Below are 22,907 nucleotides of genomic sequence, written 5' to 3'. Positions count from 1 at the left end.
AACAATCATTAAAATAACTCTAAATCCTTATTTGTCAATCAAATAAAAAGCAATACATTTGCACTCCTTTTTTAAGGGAAAATTATTTATTAATAAACAAAAACTAATAGTGTAATTATGAACACATTAAGTTACAAAACAGTATCAGCAAACAAAGCTACCGTAAACAAGGAGTGGGTTTTAGTTGATGCAGACGGGCAAACGTTGGGTCGTCTAGCTTCTAAAATAGCAAAGCTAATTAGAGGTAAGTACAAACCAAACTTTACTCCTCACGTAGATTGTGGAGATAACGTGGTTATTATCAACGCAGAAAAAATTGTTTTAACTGGTAAAAAGTGGACAGAGAAATCTTACATCCGTCACACAGGTTATCCAGGAGGACAAAGATCATTAACTGCAACAGAAATGTTTGAGAAAGATCCTACAAGATTAATCGAAAAAGCAGTAAAAGGAATGTTACCTAAAAACATTTTAGGAGCAGCACTTTTTAGAAACTTGTATGTATATGCAGGTACAGAGCACAAACATGCAGGTCAAGAACCTAAAGCTATTAACCTTAACGATCTTAAATAATGGATACAGTACATAAAATCGGTAGAAGAAAAACAGCTGTAGCTCGTATTTACCTTTCTGAAGGAAAAGGAGACATTACAGTAAATGGTAAAGAGTATAAAAACTACTTTTCTACAGGTACTTTACAATATAAAGTACAACAACCTTTAATGTTAACAGAAAATTTAGAGTCTTATGACATTAAAGTGAATGTTTATGGTGGTGGAGTAACAGGGCAAGCAGAAGCAATTCGTTTGGCAATTACAAGAGCTTTAGTTTCTATTAATGAAGAGCATAGAGCAATCTTAAAACCAGAAGGTTTATTAACACGTGACCCAAGAATGGTTGAACGTAAGAAATTCGGTCAGAAGAAAGCACGTAAAAAATTCCAATTCTCGAAACGTTAATCCTTCGTCAAGCTCAGGATATTTTCTTGCAGCTTCAGGATTGCTTAGAGAACTGTTATTATATTTTAATATTAAACAGTTTAGCATCTAAATAGTTAGGACTCTAAAAGACTACCTAACTATTGATTTCAAAACAGAAAGTAAACACATTTAAGAAAATGGCAAACGTAAACATTAAAGAATTATTAAACAATGGTGTACATTTTGGACACCTTACAAGAAAATGGAACCCAAACATGGCTCCTTATATTTATACAGAACGTAATGGTGTTCACATCATCGATTTGTATAAAACAGCAGCAAAAATAGAAGAAACTGCAGAGGCTTTAAACAAAATTGCAAACTCTGGACGTAAAATTTTATTTGTTGCTACTAAAAAACAAGCAAAAGATATTGTTGCAGAAAAAGCAAAAGCAGTAAACATGCCTTACATCACTGAAAGATGGCCTGGAGGAATGTTAACCAATTTTGTTACGATTAGAAAAGCTGTTAAAAAAATGGCTCAAATTGATCGAATGAAACAAGATGGTTCTTTTGATGCATTATCTAAAAGAGAAAAATTACAAATCAATCGTCAGAGAGAAAAATTAGAAAAGAATTTAGGTTCTATTGCTGATATGACTCGTTTACCTGGTGCTTTATTTGTAGTAGACATTAAAAAAGAGCACATTGCTGTAGCAGAAGCTCAAAAATTAGGAATCCCTATTTTTGCAATGGTAGATACAAACTCTGATCCTAGATTAGTAGATTTTATTATACCAGCAAATGATGATGCTTCTAAATCTATTAATGTTGTATTATCTTTTGTAACTGATGCAATTGCAGAAGGTTTATCTGATAGAAAAGCAAACAAAGAAAAAGTAAAAGAAACAAAAGAAGCTGCAGCTCCAAAAGCAGAAAAAGCAGCTCCAAAAGTTGAAGAAGTAAAGGCTGAAGAGCCTAAAGCTGAAGTTACTGAAACTACTGCTGAAGAAAAAAAATAAGTATAATCAATAAAAAATAAATAACATGGAAACAGTAAAGATTAGTGCTGCTGATGTTAAAAAATTAAGAGAAGCAACTGGTGCTGGAATGATGGACTGTAAAAAGGCATTAGTAGAAGCAGTTGGTGATTTTGATAAAGCAATTGACATTTTACGTAAAAAAGGTCAGAAAATTGCTGCAAAAAGAGCTGATAGAGAATCTACAGAAGGTGTTGCAGTAACAAAAATTAATGCTGATAAAACTGCTGGTGTAGCAATTGTATTGGCTTGTGAAACTGATTTTGTTGGTAAAAATGATGCGTTTGTAGCATTAGGAGGTCAATTTGCTGAAATTGCATTGAATTCTGCTGATAAAGATGCTTTTTTAGCTGCTGATTTTGGTGGAATGACTGTTGCTGAAAAATTAATTGAGCAAACTGGTGTTATTGGAGAAAAGTTAGAGATCACTGCTTTTGAGAAAATCGAAGCTGCTTATGTTGGTGCTTATACTCACATTGGTAAAATTGCTGCTTTAGTAGGTTTATCTGCTGCTGTAGATAATGCAGATGTTTTATCTAAAGACATTGCTATGCAAGTTGCTTCTATGGGTGCAACAACTTTATCTTACAAAGATTTTGACGCTGCTTATGTAGCTGCAGAAACAGAAGCTAGAATTGCTGTAATTGAAAAAGATAATATTGAGTTAGGTAGGTTAGGAAAAACATTAAAAAATGTGCCTCAATTTATTTCTATGTCTCAATTATCTGATGAAGTTTTAGCAAAAGCAGAAGAAGCTGCAAAAGCTGAATTAGCTGCAGAAGGTAAACCAGAAAAAATCTGGGATAGAATTTTACCAGGAAAAATGGAAAGATTTATTTCTGACAACACAACTTTAGATTTAGAGCAATGTCTTTTAGACCAAGCTTTTATTAAAGATGAAAAGAAAAGCGTTGCACAATATGTAAAAACTTATGGTGATGTTTCTGTTAGTAGCTTTAAAAGAGTTACTTTAGGTTAGTAATATTCTAACATATTAAAAAGCCTCATTTTCAAACAAATTGAAAATGAGGCTTTTTTTTTGATTAGTAATATCTATTACTTATCAAATAAAAAAGTTTCATACAAAAAATAGTAGCAAGTTAATATTAAAGTTATTAAAAAAATAAAACCACCTAAATCTTAATAAAGAACTAGATGGTATTTATAGAATTGAAAGAATTAGGGGCTGCACTCTTCCGATACACTTGTTATTTCTAACACTACAAAGATAATTTATAACTACGTATTTAAATTAAAAATTCGATGAGTGGTTGTTTTTTAAAGTTAAACAAACTTTTTTTTGTGATTTAGCCTATAATTTTAAATGTATTCAATAACATCTGTTTTATAGCTTCCATTTAATCAATTAAACCGTATATTTTTCCTTATTTGTAGAGATACAGAAGCATTTAAAAAATTATAAGAAGAAATAATACCAGCAATATGTGCAAGTAAAAAAGAAGATGAAACAATTCGTATTTGGGTGCCTGGCTGTTCTTCTGGTGAAGAAGTATACTCTATTGTAATGCTTTTTGATAATTATATTTTAGAATAAAAATTAAATATAACTATTAAAATATTTGCTACAGATATAAACCAAAGAGTAATTAAAGAAGCAAGTACTTGCACTTTTCATTTAAATGTAATTAACGAATTAGATTCTGTTTATTTAGATAAATATTTTACAAAAATTGGTAACAAATTACAAATTGTATAAAATAATAAGAGAAAAAATTGTGTTTTCTAATCATAATTTAATCAAATCTCCTCCTTTTATAAGAGTTGACTTAATTTCTTATAGAAATTTACTTATTTATTTAGATAAAAAAATTCAACAGAAAGTAATGTATAACTTTCATTTTGCTTTAAATAAATTTGGCTATCTATTTTTAGGAAATAGTGAATCTTTAGAAGAAATATCTAAATTCTACAAAACAATAGATGTTAAATGGAAAATTTTACAAAATATATCAGAAGCTAAAAACATTGTTAACCAGAATAAAAATGGATATAAATACTTTACCAGTATAAGAAAAATTATTAACAAATTAACCTCGCAAATTTTGTGGGTTTTTTATTTACTAAAAAAACAAAACTCAAAAAAAAAGCTTAATTTTGCTTAACTTTTAAAATAAACTATGCAATACAAAAGAATTCTTTTAAAACTAAGTGGTGAAGCATTAATGGGAGATAGACAATATGGTATAGACCCTAAACGTCTTGCAGAATATGCACAAGAAATAAAAGAAGTAGTAGCTAAAAACATAGAAATTGCCATAGTAATTGGTGGTGGAAACATTTTTAGGGGTGTTGCAGGAGCTGCAAATGGTATGGATCGTGTGCAAGGAGATCACATGGGTATGTTAGCAACTTGTATTAATGGCTTAGCTTTGCAAAGTGCATTAGAAGATGCAGGTGTTAAAACCCGTTTGCAAACTGCCTTAGAAATTAAAGAAGTAGCAGAACCATATATTAAAAGGAAAGCTATTCGCCATTTAGAAAAAGGACGTGTTGTTATTTTTGGTGCAGGAACAGGAAACCCCTATTTTACAACAGATACTGCTGCAGTTTTAAGAGCTATAGAAATAGATGCAGATGCTATTTTAAAAGGAACTCGTGTAGATGGAATCTATGATGTAGATCCAGAAAAAGATAAAAATGCCATTAAGTATGAAACAATTACTTTTAAAGACGTTATTAAAAAAGGTTTAAAAGTAATGGATATGACTGCATTTACGTTAAGCGAAGAAAACAAATTACCAATTATTGTTTTTGATATGAATACCAATGGAAATTTACAAAAATTAATTTCTGGCAAAAGAATTGGTACTATAGTTGATACACAATAGTTAGATTATTATTAAAATTTACCAAAGATGAACGAAGAAATTGAATTTATTCTAGATAGTGCTAAAGAAGCTATGAACAATGCTATAGAGCATTTAATTAAAGAATTAAGAACTATTAGAGCAGGTAAAGCTACACCATCAATGTTATCTAATGTAATGGTAGATTATTATGGATCACAAACACCTTTAAGCCAAGTTGCAAACGTAAATACTCCAGATCCAAGAACAATATCTGTACAGCCTTGGGAAAAAAACATGTTACAACCTATTGAAAAAGCAATTCAAATTGCAAATTTAGGTTTTAACCCAATGAATAATGGAGATATTATTATGATCAACGTTCCTCCATTAACAGAAGAAAGAAGAATAGGTTTAGCTAAACAAGCAAAAGCTGAAGCAGAACATGCTAAAGTAGGTATTAGAAATGCTCGTAAAGACGCAAATAACGAAATTAAAAAAACAGACATTTCTGATGATCTAAAAAAAGATGCAGAAGCAAGTGTGCAAAGTTTAACAGATACTTTTGTAAAACAGATAGATGAAAAACTAGCTGTAAAAGAAGTAGAAATTATGAAGGTTTAATAAAACCAAAAAATAATAAAAGAGAGTGTTTTACAACACTCTCTTTTTATTTACAAAAACACACAATTAATTATCTTTACGTAAATTTTACTCAATGAATTTCTGGACCAAAGTTGCAGGTATCATATTAAGAAACAGGTATTTAGTCTTACTAGGTATTGCAATCATTACAGGCTTGTTAGCATCGCAAATGAAATATATGAAGTTTTCATATTCTGAAGCGAATCTATTACCAGAAGACCATGAAGCAAATTTACAATACAACCAATTCTTAGATATTTTTGGAGAAGAAGGCAACCTAGTAATTCTTGGTATAAAAGATGCTACTGTTTTTACAGCTACAAAATTTAATGCTTGGAATAATTTGGTTAAAAAATTTGATAGCTTACAAGAAGTAGATTTTACGCTTTCTATTGCTGATGTGCAAAAATTAAAAGCAGATAGAAAAAACAGAAAGTTTGTACTAGAACCTTTATACGAAAAAGACCCTAAAACAGCTATAGAAGTTCAAAATATCAAAAAACAACTTTTTGAGAAACTGCCTTTTTACGATAATTTACTATTCAACAAAAAAACAGGGACATTACAAACTGCCATTTACATCAAAAAAGAAATTATTAATACACCCAAACGTAAAACTTTTGTTTTTGATAAATTAATACCTATTATAAAAGAGTTCGAAAAAGAGAATGATGTAAATGTTAGGGTATCTGGTATGCCTTATATTAGAACATTAAACGCACAAAATATACAAAATGAAATTGCCCTTTTTGTTGGTGGAGCTTTAGGCATAACAGCCATTATCTTTTTCTTTTTCTTTCGGTCTTTTAGAGCAACTTTTATTACGCTTTTAGTAGTAATGACTGGTGTTATATGGGCTTTTGGATTTATTGGTTGGTTCGGGTATGAAATTACAGTTTTATCTGCTTTAATTCCTCCTTTAATTATTGTAATTGGTGTACCAAATGCTGTCTTTTTAATCAATAAATATCAACAAGAAATAAAAAAACACGGGCAACAAGCAAAAGCTTTACAACGTGTAATTTCTAAAGTAGGTAATGCTACTTTAATGACTAATATTACAACTGCATCTGGTTTTGCAACCTTTGTTTTTGTAAAAAGTAATTTGTTGAGGGAGTTTGGTATTTTAGCTTCTGTAAACATTATAAGTATCTTTATTTTGGCATTGCTAATTATTCCTATTCTATATAGTTTTATGCCACTTCCAAAGAAAAAACACTTAAATCATTTGGAAACAAAGTGGATTGAGAACGTAGTAAATTGGATGGAAAAAATGGTTAAAAACCAAAGAATAACCATTTATTTTGCCACAGTTTTTGTAATTGTTTTAAGCATAATTGGCGTCTATCAAATTAAAGTTTCTGGCAGTTTAATAGAAGATATGCCTAAAAGCACTGAGTTTTATAAAGATATCAAATTCTTTGAAAATGAATTTGGAGGTATCATGCCTTTAGAAATTTTGATTGATACAAAAAAGGAAAAAGGAGTAATGAATTTATCTACCTTAAAAAAAATGGAGAAAATAAATGAAGCCATTGAAACTTTTCCAGAACTTTCTAAACCTATCTCTGTTACCAACTTAGTAAAATACTCTAAACAAGCTTACTACAAAGGAAACCCTAAGTACTATCAACTACCAACTAGCCAAGAACAAAGTTATATTTTTGCCTACACTAAAAATTCTAATAGTGAAGCTGGCATGCTTAAAAACTTTGTAGATTCTACAGGTCGTTATGCTAGAATAACAACTTTTATGAAAGACATTGGTACTGAAAAAATGGATGTTATTCAAGAAAGATTAAAGGCAGTTATTGCAAAAGAATTTCCATCAGAAAAATATGATGTTTCTTTAACTGGTAAAGCATTGGTTTTTATAAAAGGTACAAATTACCTAATTAAAAACTTAGTGATTTCTTTATCACTAGCCATTATATTAATTGCGATTTTTATGGCTTGGATGTTTAGATCTCCACAAATGATTTTTATATCCTTAATTCCAAATATGTTACCTCTTTTAATCACAGCAGGATTAATGGGGTTTTTAGGAGTACCTATAAAGCCCTCAACAATATTAGTATTTAGTATTGCCTTTGGTATTTCTGTAGATGATACGATACACTTTTTAGCAAAATATAGACAAGAATTGATTACTAATAAATGGAAAATAAAACCATCTGTTTATGCAGCACTTCGTGAAACTGGCGTTAGTATGTTTTATACTTCTATTGTATTATTTTTTGGTTTTTTAACTTTTACTCTTTCTAATTTTGGTGGTACAATTGCATTAGGTGGGTTGGTTTCTATAACCTTGTTATTAGCAATGGTATCTAACTTATTGCTTTTACCTTCATTACTACTAACTTTCGAAAAAAAGATAGCAAATAAAAAGAGTTTTAAAGAACCTTCTTTAAAAATTTTCCCTATCGAAGATGAAAAAGAAGATAAATCATAAAAATAAAAACCTTTACTATTTAAAATAGCAAAGGTTTTAGTTTGAAATAAATTTTAGGGGATAACTTATCTCAACTTTAATTTACAAAAAAAATAAAATTCTTTTTCACAGCAATTTTCCCATTTTTCTTGTTCGGTTAGATAATATTCAAATTTAAGCTAGTATTTGGTAATAGTCAACTGTGTTTTCACGCAGTTTTTCAGTAATATTGCAATTATGAAAGATAATTTTGGAAAATATACTAGAGAAAGGGTTTCTGATATACCTATGGATTCTAATACTGCTATTTATAAAGAGTATAAAGAAAAAGTACCTCAATTTATTGGGCAAGCTTCTTACATATATTCTTTTGAAAAAAATAGAATGTTATTTGCAAACGGATGGGAAGACCTACTAGGTATTAAAGATGAGGATATTACACTCTTAAAAATTATTAGTAGCACCTCAAAAAGACATGCTAATTTTTCGAATGAACTAAATGACAAAGGCTTACAATATTTAAAAAACATTAAAGTAGATTTAGATAAATACAGTTTTACTATAGAGGTTGAAAAGATTCATAAAAACGGAGAAATCATTCCTTTGTTTTCTAGAATTGGTGTTTACAAATCTTATAATGGCAATATTTTAGAAATTATTGGAGTTTCTGAAAGAATACACTCAAGAAAACTAGGCAATATAATGCAATATGCAGCTTATGGCCCAATAACATCTGGTTTTGAAGAAAGCTTAAATGAACAACTATTTAATGAACTAGGTATTTCTAGAAAAGAAAAAGAAGCTTTAGAGTTGGCATCAAAAGGATATGCATTTAAAGAAATTGCAGAAAAATTAAATGTCAGTCAATCTGCTATTGAAAAAAGAATTATTCCATTATACAAGAGATTCGGTGTAAAAAGTTTGCCCCACCTAATTAGTTTTGCTTATGATAATCATATATTATAAGAGATTATTTATAAATTTATAATTGAAATTTTTTTCCCTTCTACACCAACATTTAACAACATCTTTTTCCATTTGTCCTTTTCTTGAATAGCTAAAGGTTGATTATTTCCAAGAATCCAAATAATATTTTTGTTTTTTAATAACGCTCTATTTTTTGTATTTACTGGTTTTAAAGTATCTATAAAACTTAAAAGTTTTGTGGGCGAAACCAATTCATCTTGTATGGGTTCACTTGGGTTTATATCATCAATCATTAAAAAATCTACCGTTTTCCAATTCCATATTTCATGTGCTTCTAAAACATCATCTTCATCTTTAAAAAAGTAATTAAACATTTTTATAGCGTTTACATACAAGCAACTGTTATTTTTTATGCTTAATTCATTTAACATACCAACACCTAAACTTGTTTTACCTGCACCTAAAGACCCAAAGACTAATAAATGATTTCCTGTGGTATTTACACTTAGAAAGTTATCAACCTTTAATTTATCATCAGCAGTAATTTTAAAATCCCATTGACTTAATCTAAATTGAAAAGGAAAACGAGCATAAAATTGATACATTTTAGTTACATACCAATATTTAGTAGCAATTGCAAGATAAATAGCTAGAACACTAAGTAAAATAAGTACATTAACCTTATTAAATTGATGAATGCAAAGCGTAAATAACAAAGCACCTAATATAAAAAAGCAAACATCTGTAAAGGTATCATAAGCAACATTTAACCATTTAGGTTTAAAAATATAGTTGTTTTCTTTTTGTATAAAAACAACATCAGAACTAGATTCTTTTTTACTAAGTAAGGGTCCTAAAAAATTATACAATTCAAATAAAAACCAAAAAAGTGAAACATACAAAGCTGCTTTTAGTGCATCAATATTAGCAAAATAATACACTAAAAATGTAGGAATAAAACCCAATGCAATATGTCCAAATTGATTTGCTAACCAAGCATAAGTTAAAGTAACCCCTCTGTGAGAATCTTTCCCTATTAAGTCTGCTTTTAATTGTTGTAATATTCTTTTAAACGGAATGCTTTTTGTCTTTTTCATGGTTTAAATATAGCGATTTAAAATAATAATTTTCTATTTTTATTCAGAATTGATCGTTGCCCATTTTAGCACAAAAAAGTATCTTTACAATTCAGTAATATTGTTAGTAACAAAACACAAAAAGGATGACAACAAAAAACGTAGCCGAAATTTTAAAAGCAGATTCATTTTTACAAGAAGTACAATTAAAAGGATGGGTTAGAACTTTTAGAAGCAATCGTTTTATTGCCTTAAATGATGGTTCTACCATTAACAACATACAATGTGTCATCGATTTTGAAAACACACCAGAAGAAACCTTAAAAAGAATAACAACAGGGGCAGCAATTGCTGTAAAAGGAACATTAGCAGAAAGCCAAGGAAAAGGACAATCTGTAGAAATACAAGTTTCTGAAATTGAAATTTTGGGCGATTCTAACCCAGATGAATATCCTATACAACCTAAAAAACATAGTTTTGAGTTTTTAAGAGAAAACGCACATTTACGTGTAAGAACAAATACTTTTAGTGCAGTAATGCGTGTTCGTTCTAAACTATCTTTTGCAGTGCATCAATATTTTCAAGAAAGAGATTTTAATTATGTAAATACACCAATTATTACTGGTACAGATGCAGAAGGAGCTGGAGAAATGTTTAGAGCCACCACTTTTAAAGACAACGAAGCACCAATTACTGAAGATGGAAAAATTGACTATTCTAAAGATTTTTTTGGTAAAGAAACCAGTTTAACAGTTTCTGGGCAATTAGAAGCAGAAACTTTTGCAATGGCTTTAGGAAAAGCCTACACTTTTGGACCAACTTTTAGAGCAGAAAACTCAAATACTACCCGTCATTTAGCAGAATTTTGGATGATTGAACCAGAAGTTGCTTTTATGGACTTAGATGGCAATATGGATTTGGCAGAAGATTTTATTAAGTCTGTTTTAAACTCAATTTTAATAAGTTGTAAAGACGATTTAGCTTTTTTAGACCAACGCTTAACCCAAGAAGAAAAAAGCAAACCACAAGCTGAAAGAAGTGAGATGAGTTTGTTAGAAAAACTTAGGTTTGTAGCAGATAATAATTTTAAAAGAGTTTCCTACACAGAAGCTATTGATATACTTAGAAATTCAAAACCAAACAAAAAGAAAAAATTTCAATTTCCTATTGATCAATGGGGAGCAGATTTACAATCTGAACACGAACGTTATTTGGTTGAAAAACATTTTAAATGCCCTGTAATTTTATTTGATTATCCTGCTGATATTAAAGCTTTTTACATGCGTTTAAATGATGATGGAAAAACAGTGAGAGCAATGGATGTTTTGTTTCCTGGTATTGGAGAAATGGTTGGAGGTGCACAACGTGAAGAACGTTATGATGTTTTAGTTGATAAAATGAAAGCCATGAATATTGATGAAAAAGAATTGTGGTGGTATTTAGATTTAAGAAAATTTGGAACAGCTGTGCATTCTGGTTTTGGCTTAGGATTTGAAAGACTAGTGCAATTTACCACAGGAATGAATAATATTAGAGATGTAATTCCTTTTCCTAGAACTCCTCAAAATGCTGAATTTTAAATAAGTTAACACAACAAACATCATTCTATTTTGAATGGTGTTTTTATTTTAACCTATTTCTTATATTTGTATATATGCTAAAACAAAGTTTAAACTATAAATTACTTCAAAAACTATCTCCTCAACAAATTCAGTTGATGAAGTTAATTCAATTGCCTACACAAGCTTTTGAAGAACGCTTAAAACAAGAAATTGAAGAAAACCCTGCATTAGATACTGGCAAAGACGAATCTGACGCTATAGATGATGATTTGTCTAACGAATTTGATGATGATGCAGGAACAGAAAAGATTGAGGCAGAAGATATTAATATTGATGAATATTTAAGTGATGATGAAATTCCTAACTATAAAACGCAAGCAAACAATTACTCTGCAGATGATGAAGAAAAAAATGTGCCTTATGCTGCAGGAACAAGCTTTCATCAATCTTTAAAAAATCAATTAAACACTTATAATTTTGATGATGAAGAGTTACTTATAGCAGAATTTTTAGTGGGTAGTATTGATGATAGTGGCTACATTAGGAGAGAAATTATAGATTTGGTAGATGACTTAGCATTTACAGCCAATGTCTTCACAACCGAAGAAAAGGTAATTTCTATTTTAAAAAGAGTTATTCATACATTAGACCCTATTGGTGTTGGTGCAAGAGATTTAAGAGAATGCCTAATTATTCAACTAAAAAGAAAAGAAAGTAACAAAATAAGAGCTTTAGCAATTGCTATTTTAGAAGATGCCTTTGATCATTTTGTAAAAAAACATTACAAAAAACTACAAGAAAAATTTAGTATTTCTGAAGATGAATTAAAAGAGGTAAATACAGAAATTTCAAAATTAAATCCTAAACCTGGTAGTTCTTATGCTGGTAATAATAAAATTGCAGAACAAATAGTACCCGATTTTTCAATTAAGTTAATTGATGGAGAGTTAGATTTAGTTTTAAACTCTAGAAATGCACCAGAATTACATATCTCTAGAGAGTATAACAATATGCTTAAAGGGTATCAAGAATCTAATACAAAGAGTAAATCTCAAAAAGATGCAGTGTTCTTTATCAAACAAAAATTAGATGCGGCAAAATGGTTTATTGACGCTATTAAACAACGTCAGCAAACACTTTTAGTAACCATGAATACCATTATGCAATATCAGCAAGAGTATTTTTTAACAGGTGATGAACGAAAGTTAAAACCCATGATTTTAAAAGATATTGCTGATAAAATTAATATGGATATATCAACAGTTTCTAGAGTTGCCAATAGCAAATATGTATCAACTCCTTATGGAACTAAACTAATTAAAGAATTCTTCTCTGAGTCTATGAAAAATGATCAAGGAGAAGATGTATCAACCAAAGAAATAAAGAAAATTTTAGAGACTGTAATTGCAGAAGAAAACAAGAAAAAACCTTTAACAGACGAAAAATTAGCGGCTATTCTAAAAGAAAAAGGATATCCTATTGCAAGAAGAACAGTCGCAAAATATAGAGAACAGTTAGATTTACCTGTAGCTCGTTTACGTAAAGAAATTTAGTGAAATTTTACAAATTCATATCAGTAATATTACATCCCATTGTAATGCCTACAATTGGCTCATTGTTATACTTTATATTGTTACCCAATAATTTAGATAGTAAACAAAGGCTCGCTGTTTTAAGTTTAATATTTATAGCAACTTACATCATACCTTTGTTTATTTTAATTCTATTTAAAAGGTTAAAATTAATTACCTCTTTTAAGGCAGAAAGTATTAGAGAAAGAAAAATTCCTGTAGCAATAATGATAGTACTGTTCTATTTATTAGGCAATACATTAAGAGGTATTACAAATTTATATGAGTTAGGAATTCTTTTTTATGGAACCTCTATTGGTTTAGTAATTATCTATATATTATTTACATTTTCTATAAAAACAAGTATCCATTTATTATCATTAGGTATTACAACTGGTTTCTTTTTTGTAATGAATACTATTTACAATCAAAATTTAATTGCGCTAATTATATCTGGATTTTTAATTTCTGGGCTTTTAGCAAGTGCAAGATTGCATTTAAAAGCACATACACATAAAGAAGTATATTTGGGATTTTTTTTAGGCTTTATAAGTCCTGTTTTTGTTTTTTACTTTTTATAAAAAATAAAAAATCATTCCAAACTTTAAGATTTTAGAATTGATCTCTTCTCCGTTAATTGTCGCATTTTCAAAAACAGGTGTTAATCCATAGAAAATATTAAAATTAAATTCATCATAACCTGCAGAAAGTGTTAGACCATATTGTAATTTATTGTAATTTGAAATATTGTTATAGTTGAAAGTAGCACCATTTGTATCATCAAATTGAAATTGATTAGACATGTTGTATAGAAATTTCACTCCTCCATATATTCTCCAAAAATCATATTTATTAGCTGTAGAAGTTCTCCACCTAAACTCTAAAGGAAACTCTAAATTATGAGATTGAAACAGGTTGCTGCTTATAGCAGCATCACTACTAAAAATAGTTGTATTATTAATTTCTTGCACTTTTAATTTATGATTAAAAAAATCGAAACCATAACCAACGCCACCAGCAACAGAAATTGTACCTTCTTTGTTTAGTATAAAATCCTTAATAAAACCTAATGAAAGCGAATAAGAAAAATTACTTTTAAATATTGGCGTAGGTTGGTTATAAAACTGAGCATAAGAAATACTTGCATAAATTTGATCATCTGCATATCTATCTCCTAGTTTTAAAGAGTCTTTTTGAGCAAAAGTTACTGATACAGCAGTTAAGAAAAGTAAAAGAGTAAAAACTATTTTCATATTTAATTTAATGTTTTATAAAGATACAATTTTTCAAACCCAAGATTGTAACTTCAAAAAAAGAAAACGTAAAAAAAGGATAACTCTTACGAATTATCCTTTATTATGTTTAAAAACTAAGTTATTATTAATCTGATTTCCCAGCAGCAGAATAACTAATTTTAAGTGCATTTACATCTCGTAATTTCAATCTAATATCAGTAATTACACCTACACTAGATTCTCTATCTGCTTTAATCGAAGTAGTCATAAATGGCACTTCAGCTTCAGAAACTTTAGATCTTGCATTAATAATAAATGCAGGTACTTCATCTGCAGAAGCTATTTTATCATTTAATTGAATTCTGTTATAGCTTGTACCATGTCTAGCAACATCATTAGATTTACCTACATAGATAGTACTTACCAAACTTTTATGTTCCAATTTTTTAACTTCTGTTGCAGAAGGTAATCTTGGGTTTTCAATCTTTAAATCAGTTTCTCTCATGGTAGTAGTTACCATGAAGAAAAATAACAACATAAATACGATGTCTGGTAGTGCAGCAGTATTAACAGCTGGCATTCCTTTTTTCTTTTTTCTAAATTTAGACATATTGTTAAACTTTTTTAAAAATTAATTTGTTGGTTCTGCATCCGAAATAATTTGAGGATAGCTCGTTTTTATACGTTCAACCCTTTGTTTTAATATTTCGTTATCTTTATCGTCTTTATATGCCTCTTCTAACTCAACAAAAGGAATTTCGTATTTTTCCATACTCAACCTATTTCTTAACTCAGAATAAGCTCTTAACAATTGATCTTGTACTGTTAAATACATTCCATATTCTGTTAACCTATCACTCTGTACAGAAATAATTGCTTTGTTAGGATGATCTGAAGAAGACTCACTTCTTTCTCCTTTACAATAAGTACAAGGTCCTGTAGCAACACCTTCTTCAACTTTACCTATACCACCACCATTATCTATAAAAGCAATAGCAGCTTCTTTAAGATCTTCAATTTCCATTCTTTCGCCTTCAACTAAAAGCTCATTATTTCTATTGATATTTACCTCAAAAATATTCTTCTCTTTAATAATTGGAGGTACATAATCTTCTGGTGGTTTTTCTGCTAATTTCTTAGAAACACCTGAATCTACATTCATGGTAGTTGTTACTAAGAAAAAGATTAATAGCAAGAAGGCAATATCTGCCATAGAACCTGCATTAATTTCTGGATTCTCTCTTCTTGCCATACTATTATGATTTTATTAATCCTTTACCTAAGTCTATTACAAAAAAACCAAGTGCAACAGCACCTAATGCAAGACTGTACCATATACCAGTACCCACCCATTTGTTAACAGATGACCCTGGTTCTCCTCCATTAGGTATTACCTTACCTTGGGTGTCTAAAACAGCATTACTATCTGCTAAAAAATAAGCAAAAATTAATACCAAACCTAAAACGGCAAGACCTAATAATGTCTTTTTTAAATTTTCTGGATTTCTTAATAAGCTCCATAATGAAAGCCCAATTGCAATTACAATAGCAGCAATTAATAAGAAAGTAGAAAAATATACAATTGGACTAATTACTTTGTTCTGTAAAGCTCCATCAGTTTGCAATAAATCTGAATCTTGCATAAAGATTCTGATAAATAAGAAAGCTCCAACAATAGCAATTAATGCAATTAAAATATTTAATATTTTATTACTTTTCATAATTGTTATTATTTTTTATATTTTACTAATAAATCTATTAATTGAATAGAAGAATCTTCCATATTATTTACAATACTATCTATTTTCGAAACGATGTAGTTGTATAAAATCTGTAAGATAATTGCAACAATTAAACCAAATACTGTTGTTAATAATGCAATTTTAATACCACCTGCAACAACTGCTGGAGAAATATCATTTGCAATTGCAATTCTATCAAAGGCATCAATCATACCAATTACAGTACCCATAAACCCAAGCATTGGTGCTAAAGCGATAAATAACGATAACCAAGATACATTTTTCTCTAAAAGCCCCATTTGTACACCTCCATAAGAAACTACTGCCTTTTCTGCTGCTTCAACTCCTTCATCAACTCTATCTAAACCTTGGTAAAAAATTGATGCCACAGGTCCTTTTGAGTTTCTACAAACTTCTTTTGCAGCTTCAACACCACCAGAACTTAATGCATCATCTACACTAGCTACTAATTTCTTTGTATTAGTTGTTGCCATGTTTAAATAAATAATTCTTTCTATAGCAATTGCTAAACCTAATATTAAGGCTAATAATACAATTCCCATAAATTCTGGACCACCTTCAATAAAACGAAGTTTTAATTCTTGGTGAAAAGTTCTTGATTCTTCTACTGCTTCTTGAGCGAAAGTTGATTGAATAGCTCCAAAAAACATAAATCCTGTTACAGATAAAACATTTACTACTTTTTTCATCTTAGTTATAATTAATTTTTAATTGTTAACGGGTTAAAGATATATAATTTCATTTTAAAAAAACAATTTAAAAAAAGAACTTTAAAAAAGTTTTACTTCAAATCATTTTTTTGAGAGTGCCAAGTAACAAAAAATAAATGAAGATTGAAAAAAAAAACAAATCTATTTGTATACTAAATATTCTTTTCTTCAATTATAGATTTAAAAATCAATATTATTGGTAATCTCTCCCCTAATAGATTTTTTAAACATTTTATTAAAATCGCTGTCAGATAATTTTTTATCAAGCAAATACATTAATTTAGAAATTGCAGATTCTATTGTAATATCTCCACCACTAATTACACCTATTTTTTTAAGCAACAGACTTGTATCATAATCCCCCATCATAACAGCTCCTCTTTTACATTGTGTAACGTTGATTATTTTAATTCCCTTTTTAATTGCCTCTTTTAGTAAATTGATAAAATCTTCTGAATTTGATGCATTCCCTGAACCATAAGTTTCTAGCACAACTCCTTTTAAATTTGGTATATTTAAGATACTTTTTACAACTAGGATAGAAATACCAGGAAATAATTTTAAAATTACAACCTCATCCACTAAATTTTTATGAACTATTAACGCTTGCTCTTTATTTTTTGGTTGATGAATTAAATGCTCATTAAACTTAAGATGCACACCACTTTCTGCTAATGGAGGAAAATTCATAGAAGCAAATGCCTCAAATTGATCTGCACTTATTTTTGTGGTTCTATTTGCTCTGTAGAGTTTGTATTCAAAATACAAACATACTTCAGATATAACTGGTTTTCCTTTTTTATAGGTACTTGCAATTTCAATAGCAGTAATTAAATTCTCTTTTGCATCTGTTCTTAGATCTCCTATTGGCAATTGAGAACCTGTAAAAATAATTGGTTTTTGTAAATTATCTAACATAAAACTAACGGCAGAAGAAGCATAAGACATGGTATCTGAACCTGTTAAAATTACAAAACCATCGAACTTTTTATAATTTTTTTCAATAATTTCAACAATATCCTTGTAATAGACAGTATTCATGTTTGAAGAATCTATAGGTTTATCAAAAGAAATACTTTTAATAGTACAGTTTAATTGTTCCAATTCTGGGATTTTAGCAACAATTTGACTAAAATTAAAAGGCTTTAAAGCATTCGTTTTTTTATCTTTAATCATACCAATTGTTCCACCTGTGTATACAAGTAATATTGAAATTTTTTTTGCCATTTTGTCAATTTTTTATCTAAAAATATAAATTGGAATACTTTATGTTGTAAATTTATCAAACAAAAATGAAACATAAATCTTAAAAATATAAATTATGATGATAGGAATGGAATATTACATTATTATTGGTGTAATTACACTTTTTAGCTGGTTAGCTAGTAATACTTTAAAAAGAAAATTTAAAAAGTACTCTAAAATTCAGTTAAGTAACAGAATGAGTGGTGCAGAAATTGCAGAAAAAATGCTTGCAGATCATGGTATTTTTGATGTAAAAGTAATCTCTACTCCTGGGCAATTAACAGATCATTACAACCCACAAAATAAAACGGTAAACCTAAGTGAATCTGTTTACAATCAAAGAAATGCTGCTTCTGCTGCAGTTGCTGCTCATGAAGTTGGGCATGCTGTACAACATGCACAAGCCTACAAATGGTTAACAATGCGTTCTCAATTAGTGCCAATGGTAAATATATCTTCTAAATTTTCTCAATATTTAGTGATGGGAGGTTTGGTTTTAGGTGCTGCATCTAGCCTAGGTTACTGGGTTTTATTAGCGGGTGTTGTATTAATGGCAATGGCAACCGTATTTAGTTTTGTAACATTACCTGTAGAATATGATGCAAGTAACAGGGCTTTGGCTTGGTTAAAAAATAAAAACATTGTAAACAGAGAAGAATTTGTTGGCTCTAAAGACGCTTTAAAATGGGCTGCAAGAACTTATTTAGTTGCTGCTTTGGGTTCTTTAGCAATGTTAGCTTATTGGGTTTTAAAATTAATGGCTAGTAGAGATTAAACATCTCAAAATACTTTTTTTTGTCAAAAAATATTAAAAAAAACACTTTTGATTAAACTCGAAAGTGTTTTTTTAGTTCTATAACCTCTAAATTTACATTACTAATAATTACTGCTTTCGCAGGATGAACTAAAATGCTGACAAAAAAATGTTAATTGTGAGATATGAAGCAAACTATAAATCAATAAAGAGATTACACATAAAGCTGAAAAAGCTTTATGTGTAATGACTCGCATAAAAAAACCTTCTTAATTTCTTAAAAAGGTTTGTAGTATATCTATTAAGTCTTGTATTTTGTTTTCAAAAAAACTAGATTCTATGCAACCCCATTAGCTAGTCGTTCAATTTCAAAACAGCCATAAATGCTTCTTGTGGAATTTCTACATTACCAACTTGTCGCATTCTTTTCTTCCCTTTTTTCTGCTTTTCTAATAGTTTACGCTTTCTAGAAATATCTCCTCCATAACATTTTGCTGTTACATCTTTACGCAATGCTTTAGTGGTTTCACGTGCAATGATTTTTGCTCCAATGGCTGCCTGAATAGGAATATCAAATTGTTGTCTTGGTATTAATTCTTTTAATTTTTCAACTATTTTTTTACCAATTGTGTAAGCATTGTCTGCATGTAAAAGAGCAGAAAGCGCATCTACAGGATCTCCATTTAATAAAACATCAACTCTAACCAACTTCGATTCTCTCATGCCAATTGGTGAATAATCAAAAGAAGCATAACCTTTAGAAACGGTTTTTAAACGATCGTAAAAATCAAAAACTATTTCAGCCAAAGGCATATCAAAACTCAACTCTACTCTTTCTGTAGTTAAATAAGTTTGATTGGTAATTTGCCCGCGTTTTTCGATACACAAACTCATTACTTGCCCAACAAAATCTGACTTTGTAATAATACTAGCCTTAATATAAGGCTCTTCTACTCTATCTAACCTAGATGGATCTGGCAAATCTGTAGGATTGTTTAAAAGTAATATTTCGTCTGGATTTTTCTTTGTATAAGCGTGGTAAGAAACATTGGGTACAGTTGTAATAACCGTCATATTAAACTCACGTTCTAAACGTTCTTGAATAATTTCCATGTGTAACATTCCTAAAAATCCACATCGAAAACCAAAACCTAAAGCCGCAGAACTTTCTGGTACAAACACCAAAGAAGCATCATTTAATTGCAGTTTTTCCATAGAATAACGCAATTCTTCAAAATCTTCTGTGTCCACAGGATAAATCCCTGCAAAAACCATAGGTTTTACGTCTTCAAAACCATCAATAATTTCTGTAGTTGGGTTTACAGCATCTGTAATAGTATCTCCTACTTTTACTTCTTTTGCTGTTTTAATTCCTGTTATTAAATAGCCAACATCGCCTGTTTTAACAGATTTTTTAACAACTTGCTCTAACTTTAAAGTACCTACTTCATCAGCAAAATACTCATTGTCTGTTGCCATAAATTTTATACGTTGCCCTTTTTTAATTTCTCCGTTTAAAACTCTAAAATAGGTTTCAATTCCACGATAAGAATTGTAAACAGAATCAAAAATTAAGGCTTGTAATGGAGCATCTGGATCTCCTTTAGGAGCAGGAATTCTATCTATTATTGCTGCTAAAATATTATCGACTCCAAAGCCTGTTTTTCCACTAGCGTGAATTACTTCTTCTGGGTCACAACCTAATAAATCTACAATATCATCAGTTACTTCTTCTGGGTTTGCACTTGGTAAATCTACTTTATTTAGTACAGGTATTATTTCTAAATCGTTCTCTAAAGCCAGGTATAAGTTAGAAATGGTTTGTGCTTGTATGCTTTGTGCAGCATCAACAATTAATAAAGCACCTTCACAAGCAGCAATAGAACGAGAAACTTCATAAGAAAAATCTACGTGACCAGGAGTATCAATTAAATTTAAAATATATTTTTCTCCTTTGTGCTCAAAATCCATCTGAATGGCGTGACTTTTTATGGTAATTCCACGTTCACGCTCTAAATCCATATTGTCTAATAACTGTGCTTTTTGCTCACGAGCAGTAACAGAGCCAGTGTAATCTAACAGTCTATCTGCCAATGTACTTTTACCATGATCTATATGTGCAATAATGCAAAAGTTTCTAATATTCTTCATACTTCGTTTTCTAACTGCGTTTAACTGACAAAGATAGGTAAATAACTTTGTGAATGAAATACCTAAAACTATCTAATTATTGCAATTGACAGCTATTTTTTGCAGTTGACAAGAAAAGCATTTTTTAAAACTTGTTATGTATGTTCTTTTGTGGTATAAATATTAAATTTACCACAGATGAAAAAAATCCTTTACTTATTACTGTTTCTGTTTTTTGGAAATTATTGTTATGCTCAAGAAAGTATTAAATTACCAGAAAAACCTTGGGTAGATATTTTAGAAATTGCTATTTCATTTGGGTCAGAACCTTTGTTTGAAAGAGGTATTGTAAAATGGAAGGATAGTATTAGGGTAAAACTTAAAGGAAATTACACTTCTAAAGATTCTCTTCAAATTTCTAAAACCTTAAAAAAACTAGATAGTGTTACTGAAACCGTTTCAATTACTTTTTCTCAAAACAAAAAAGCAAATTTCGAAATAAAATTTCTACAAGATAATGATATAGCTTTTAAAACTCCAAGATGGATAGATAATCTTCCAAATATTACTACAAGAAGTAGAAAACTTAATAATGAAGCTAAAAAAATTGTCTACGGGCAAATTATACATTATAAAGGTAAAAATTACAACAAAACTATTAAGGAGATAGAGTTGTCATTTGCAAAAATACTTTTCTATGGTAATTTTAAAACACCTCATAAAGATAGTGGATTTAATATTTTTTCAAGAAGATATGAAGCTTTTGATAGAAAAAATTATCATCTTACAGACAATGATTTAAAAATTATATCTGAAATTTATAAAAGTGATTTTGAAGAGAAATTAAAACTTGCTGATACGCAGTTTAAAGAAGAAGTATTAGAAAAAATAGAAAATTATAAAATTATAAGTAGGAATAAACAGTTGTGGTGGGTAAGTAATCCTATAGCAGTTGTTTTTGTACCTTTATTATTACTGTTTCTACTGTTTCTGTTTTTTACGTCTAAAGTTAAAAATTATACAGACAAAAAATTAAATAATAACTTTATTAAATTTTTATTAGTAAGTTTAATTGCTGTTTGTTTTTTAGATATTCTTATTATTTTTTCTGTATCATTTTTTGATCATTTAAGAACTCCAAGAAGTTTTGGATTTTCAATAGTAAGGTTTGATACTGTATTTACAACTTTTGTAGTTTCTTTATTTTGTTTTCCTTTTTTATTTTTATTTCGATATTTAGAGCAGAAAATTGAAAAAACACGAGTTAATATTACTACTAAAACCAGTTTAATATTCTTATCAACTGGTATGTTGCCATTTGTAATAATTTTGGTGATAGTAATTTTAACTATTAAAGAGAATCAAAATCATCAAGGAGGTTATACCACTTTATCTTATCTATTTTTAGGGTTAATGATTATCGCTTCATTAAGAGCCTTAATAAGTTACTTCATTTTTAAAGAACGTAACCTAATCATAGAAAACGAAGCCAAACTTTCTAACCTAAGAGAATTAAAAGCTAAGGCCGAATTAAAATCTTTACAATCCCAAATAAACCCACATTTTTTATACAATTCTTTAAATTCTATTGCAAGTTTAGCACCAATTGATGCTATAAAAACGCAAAAAATGGCACATTCTTTATCAGATTTATTTAAGTATTCTATCAACAGAAAAGATAAAAAAATGAGTACTATTAAAGATGAAATTGAAATGGTAAAATCGTATTTAGAGATTGAAAAAATTCGTTTTGGAGAGCGTTTACAATTTAATATTAAGGTTGATAATGAAATTGAAAACTATGAAATTCCGTTATTTTTAATTCAGCCTTTGGTAGAAAATGCGGTAAAACATGGTATTTCTCAAAATGAAGGCAAAGGAAAAATCGGTTTAAAAATTGATAAAATTGCAAACGAGCTTAAAATTTCAGTTTCAGACAATGGGCCAAATTTCCCAGAAGGTTTGGTTAGTGGCCATGGTTTGCAAACTGTGTATGATTTATTACGATTGAGTTATGGCGAAAATGCTTCCTTAAATTGGACAAACACACCCAAAAAAATAATTACCATTACAATTCTAGAAACAGTATAA

At 29.2% G+C, this 22,907-nt stretch carries 22 protein-coding genes and 1 pseudogene; 15 read left to right on the top strand and 8 right to left on the bottom strand.

Annotated elements, in window-relative coordinates:
• Nucleotides 1–117 precede the first annotated feature (117 nt).
• The 10 genes and pseudogenes from rplM (at nt 118) to Q0731_RS08885 (ending at nt 8,809) form a co-directional block, all read left to right on the top strand.
• Nucleotides 118–573 carry a 50S ribosomal protein L13 gene (rplM, locus tag Q0731_RS08930; protein WP_299062883.1) on the top strand — a complete coding sequence of 152 codons (456 nt, stop codon included), beginning with the start codon at nt 118–120 and terminating at the stop codon, nt 571–573.
• Nucleotides 573–959: a 30S ribosomal protein S9 gene (rpsI, locus tag Q0731_RS08925; RefSeq protein WP_299062880.1), complete on the top strand. Its 387-nt coding sequence runs from the start codon at nt 573–575 to the stop codon at nt 957–959. Before rplM ends, rpsI begins: the two co-directional genes overlap by 1 nt.
• Nucleotides 960–1,117: 158 nt before the next feature.
• Nucleotides 1,118–1,942 carry a 30S ribosomal protein S2 gene (gene rpsB / locus Q0731_RS08920; protein WP_299062878.1) on the top strand — a complete coding sequence of 275 codons (825 nt, stop codon included), beginning with the start codon at nt 1,118–1,120 and terminating at the stop codon, nt 1,940–1,942.
• 25 nt (nt 1,943–1,967) lie between these two features.
• Nucleotides 1,968–2,939 (top strand): translation elongation factor Ts, encoded by a 972-nt coding sequence (gene tsf, locus Q0731_RS08915; RefSeq protein WP_299062876.1) that lies wholly within the window; start codon nt 1,968–1,970, stop codon nt 2,937–2,939.
• Between the two features lie 504 nt (nt 2,940–3,443).
• Nucleotides 3,444–3,677, top strand: a pseudogene (locus Q0731_RS08910) (CheR family methyltransferase).
• A gap of 19 nt (nt 3,678–3,696) precedes the next feature.
• On the top strand, nt 3,697–4,083 hold the full coding sequence (locus Q0731_RS08905; RefSeq protein ID WP_299063067.1) for a CheR family methyltransferase: 387 nt from the start codon (nt 3,697–3,699) through the stop codon (nt 4,081–4,083).
• 15 nt (nt 4,084–4,098) lie between these two features.
• A complete protein-coding gene (gene pyrH / locus Q0731_RS08900) occupies nt 4,099–4,809 on the top strand; it encodes a UMP kinase (protein WP_299062873.1) in 711 nt (236 codons plus the stop codon).
• 27 nt (nt 4,810–4,836) lie between these two features.
• Complete coding sequence (frr, locus tag Q0731_RS08895; protein WP_299062869.1) at nt 4,837–5,391, top strand: ribosome recycling factor; 555 nt, start codon at nt 4,837–4,839, stop codon at nt 5,389–5,391.
• A 94-nt stretch (nt 5,392–5,485) separates the two neighbouring features.
• The gene (locus Q0731_RS08890; protein WP_299062868.1) at nt 5,486–7,864 is read left to right on the top strand and encodes an efflux RND transporter permease subunit; all 2,379 of its coding nucleotides are present in this window, start codon (nt 5,486–5,488) and stop codon (nt 7,862–7,864) included.
• Between the two features lie 216 nt (nt 7,865–8,080).
• Nucleotides 8,081–8,809 (top strand): LuxR C-terminal-related transcriptional regulator, encoded by a 729-nt coding sequence (locus Q0731_RS08885; RefSeq protein WP_299062865.1) that lies wholly within the window; start codon nt 8,081–8,083, stop codon nt 8,807–8,809.
• Nucleotides 8,810–8,817: 8 nt separating this feature from the next.
• Here Q0731_RS08885 and Q0731_RS08880 read toward each other — a convergent pair whose 3' ends face one another.
• Nucleotides 8,818–9,867, bottom strand: coding sequence for a hypothetical protein (locus tag Q0731_RS08880; RefSeq protein ID WP_299062863.1), 1,050 nt, complete (start codon nt 9,865–9,867; stop codon nt 8,818–8,820).
• 125 nt (nt 9,868–9,992) lie between these two features.
• Between Q0731_RS08880 and asnS the strand changes: the two genes are divergently transcribed.
• From asnS to Q0731_RS08865, 3 genes are all read left to right on the top strand, one after another.
• Nucleotides 9,993–11,426 carry an asparagine--tRNA ligase gene (gene asnS / locus Q0731_RS08875; protein WP_299062861.1) on the top strand — a complete coding sequence of 478 codons (1,434 nt, stop codon included), beginning with the start codon at nt 9,993–9,995 and terminating at the stop codon, nt 11,424–11,426.
• Between the two features lie 74 nt (nt 11,427–11,500).
• The gene (rpoN, locus tag Q0731_RS08870; RefSeq protein ID WP_299062860.1) at nt 11,501–12,961 is read left to right on the top strand and encodes an RNA polymerase factor sigma-54; all 1,461 of its coding nucleotides are present in this window, start codon (nt 11,501–11,503) and stop codon (nt 12,959–12,961) included.
• Between the two features lie 44 nt (nt 12,962–13,005).
• Nucleotides 13,006–13,560 (top strand): hypothetical protein, encoded by a 555-nt coding sequence (locus Q0731_RS08865; protein ID WP_299062859.1) that lies wholly within the window; start codon nt 13,006–13,008, stop codon nt 13,558–13,560.
• On the opposite strand, the gene Q0731_RS08860 is transcribed toward Q0731_RS08865, so the two are convergent.
• The 6 genes from Q0731_RS08860 to Q0731_RS08835 all read right to left on the bottom strand — a co-directional run bounded on the left by Q0731_RS08860 (nt 13,555) and on the right by Q0731_RS08835 (nt 17,914).
• The gene (locus Q0731_RS08860; RefSeq protein WP_299062856.1) at nt 13,555–14,232 is read right to left on the bottom strand and encodes a porin family protein; all 678 of its coding nucleotides are present in this window, start codon (nt 14,230–14,232) and stop codon (nt 13,555–13,557) included. The two genes, Q0731_RS08865 and Q0731_RS08860, sit on opposite strands and share 6 nt — an antisense overlap.
• Before the next feature lie 127 nt (nt 14,233–14,359).
• A complete protein-coding gene (locus Q0731_RS08855; protein ID WP_299062853.1) occupies nt 14,360–14,824 on the bottom strand; it encodes a biopolymer transporter ExbD in 465 nt (154 codons plus the stop codon).
• 21 nt (nt 14,825–14,845) lie between these two features.
• Nucleotides 14,846–15,466, bottom strand: coding sequence for a biopolymer transporter ExbD (locus Q0731_RS08850; RefSeq protein ID WP_299062850.1), 621 nt, complete (start codon nt 15,464–15,466; stop codon nt 14,846–14,848).
• Between the two features lie 4 nt (nt 15,467–15,470).
• On the bottom strand, nt 15,471–15,935 hold the full coding sequence (locus Q0731_RS08845; RefSeq protein WP_299062847.1) for a hypothetical protein: 465 nt from the start codon (nt 15,933–15,935) through the stop codon (nt 15,471–15,473).
• Between the two features lie 8 nt (nt 15,936–15,943).
• Nucleotides 15,944–16,666 carry a MotA/TolQ/ExbB proton channel family protein gene (locus Q0731_RS08840; RefSeq protein ID WP_299062844.1) on the bottom strand — a complete coding sequence of 241 codons (723 nt, stop codon included), beginning with the start codon at nt 16,664–16,666 and terminating at the stop codon, nt 15,944–15,946.
• Between the two features lie 201 nt (nt 16,667–16,867).
• Nucleotides 16,868–17,914, bottom strand: coding sequence for an asparaginase (locus tag Q0731_RS08835; protein WP_299062842.1), 1,047 nt, complete (start codon nt 17,912–17,914; stop codon nt 16,868–16,870).
• A gap of 97 nt (nt 17,915–18,011) precedes the next feature.
• Here Q0731_RS08835 and Q0731_RS08830 point away from each other — a divergent pair, with 97 nt between their 5' ends.
• Entirely contained in the window at nt 18,012–18,707 is a 696-nt protein-coding gene (locus Q0731_RS08830; RefSeq protein ID WP_299063064.1) for a zinc metallopeptidase, read from the top strand.
• A 333-nt stretch (nt 18,708–19,040) separates the two neighbouring features.
• Here the strand turns inward: Q0731_RS08830 and lepA are convergent, their stop codons facing one another.
• A complete protein-coding gene (gene lepA, locus Q0731_RS08825) occupies nt 19,041–20,837 on the bottom strand; it encodes a translation elongation factor 4 (protein ID WP_299062839.1) in 1,797 nt (598 codons plus the stop codon).
• A gap of 177 nt (nt 20,838–21,014) precedes the next feature.
• Here lepA and Q0731_RS08820 point away from each other — a divergent pair, with 177 nt between their 5' ends.
• Nucleotides 21,015–22,907, top strand: a complete 1,893-nt coding sequence (locus Q0731_RS08820; protein WP_299062835.1) for a histidine kinase — start codon at nt 21,015–21,017, stop codon at nt 22,905–22,907.

The sequence above is a fragment of the uncultured Polaribacter sp. genome (genome assembly GCF_947497695.1).
GTDB lineage: Bacteria > Bacteroidota > Bacteroidia > Flavobacteriales > Flavobacteriaceae > Polaribacter.
This window is presented reverse-complemented; position numbering and strand designations above follow the sequence as displayed.

Coding starts and splice junctions, on each gene's coding strand:
- Q0731_RS08840 (WP_299062844.1), bottom strand. CDS start 16,666: ATGAAAAAAGTAGTAAATGTTTTATCTGTAACAGGATTTATGTTTTTT.
- rpsB (WP_299062878.1), top strand. CDS start 1,118: ATGGCAAACGTAAACATTAAAGAATTATTAAACAATGGTGTACATTTT.
- frr (WP_299062869.1), top strand. CDS start 4,837: ATGAACGAAGAAATTGAATTTATTCTAGATAGTGCTAAAGAAGCTATG.
- Q0731_RS08850 (WP_299062850.1), bottom strand. CDS start 15,466: ATGGCAAGAAGAGAGAATCCAGAAATTAATGCAGGTTCTATGGCAGAT.
- Q0731_RS08855 (WP_299062853.1), bottom strand. CDS start 14,824: ATGTCTAAATTTAGAAAAAAGAAAAAAGGAATGCCAGCTGTTAATACT.
- Q0731_RS08845 (WP_299062847.1), bottom strand. CDS start 15,935: ATGAAAAGTAATAAAATATTAAATATTTTAATTGCATTAATTGCTATT.
- tsf (WP_299062876.1), top strand. CDS start 1,968: ATGGAAACAGTAAAGATTAGTGCTGCTGATGTTAAAAAATTAAGAGAA.
- Q0731_RS08835 (WP_299062842.1), bottom strand. CDS start 17,914: ATGGCAAAAAAAATTTCAATATTACTTGTATACACAGGTGGAACAATT.
- asnS (WP_299062861.1), top strand. CDS start 9,993: ATGACAACAAAAAACGTAGCCGAAATTTTAAAAGCAGATTCATTTTTA.
- Q0731_RS08820 (WP_299062835.1), top strand. CDS start 21,015: ATGAAAAAAATCCTTTACTTATTACTGTTTCTGTTTTTTGGAAATTAT.
- rpsI (WP_299062880.1), top strand. CDS start 573: ATGGATACAGTACATAAAATCGGTAGAAGAAAAACAGCTGTAGCTCGT.
- Q0731_RS08860 (WP_299062856.1), bottom strand. CDS start 14,232: ATGAAAATAGTTTTTACTCTTTTACTTTTCTTAACTGCTGTATCAGTA.
- lepA (WP_299062839.1), bottom strand. CDS start 20,837: ATGAAGAATATTAGAAACTTTTGCATTATTGCACATATAGATCATGGT.
- Q0731_RS08890 (WP_299062868.1), top strand. CDS start 5,486: ATGAATTTCTGGACCAAAGTTGCAGGTATCATATTAAGAAACAGGTAT.
- pyrH (WP_299062873.1), top strand. CDS start 4,099: ATGCAATACAAAAGAATTCTTTTAAAACTAAGTGGTGAAGCATTAATG.
- Q0731_RS08880 (WP_299062863.1), bottom strand. CDS start 9,867: ATGAAAAAGACAAAAAGCATTCCGTTTAAAAGAATATTACAACAATTA.
- rpoN (WP_299062860.1), top strand. CDS start 11,501: ATGCTAAAACAAAGTTTAAACTATAAATTACTTCAAAAACTATCTCCT.
- Q0731_RS08830 (WP_299063064.1), top strand. CDS start 18,012: ATGATAGGAATGGAATATTACATTATTATTGGTGTAATTACACTTTTT.
- Q0731_RS08885 (WP_299062865.1), top strand. CDS start 8,081: ATGAAAGATAATTTTGGAAAATATACTAGAGAAAGGGTTTCTGATATA.
- rplM (WP_299062883.1), top strand. CDS start 118: ATGAACACATTAAGTTACAAAACAGTATCAGCAAACAAAGCTACCGTA.
- Q0731_RS08865 (WP_299062859.1), top strand. CDS start 13,006: ATGCCTACAATTGGCTCATTGTTATACTTTATATTGTTACCCAATAAT.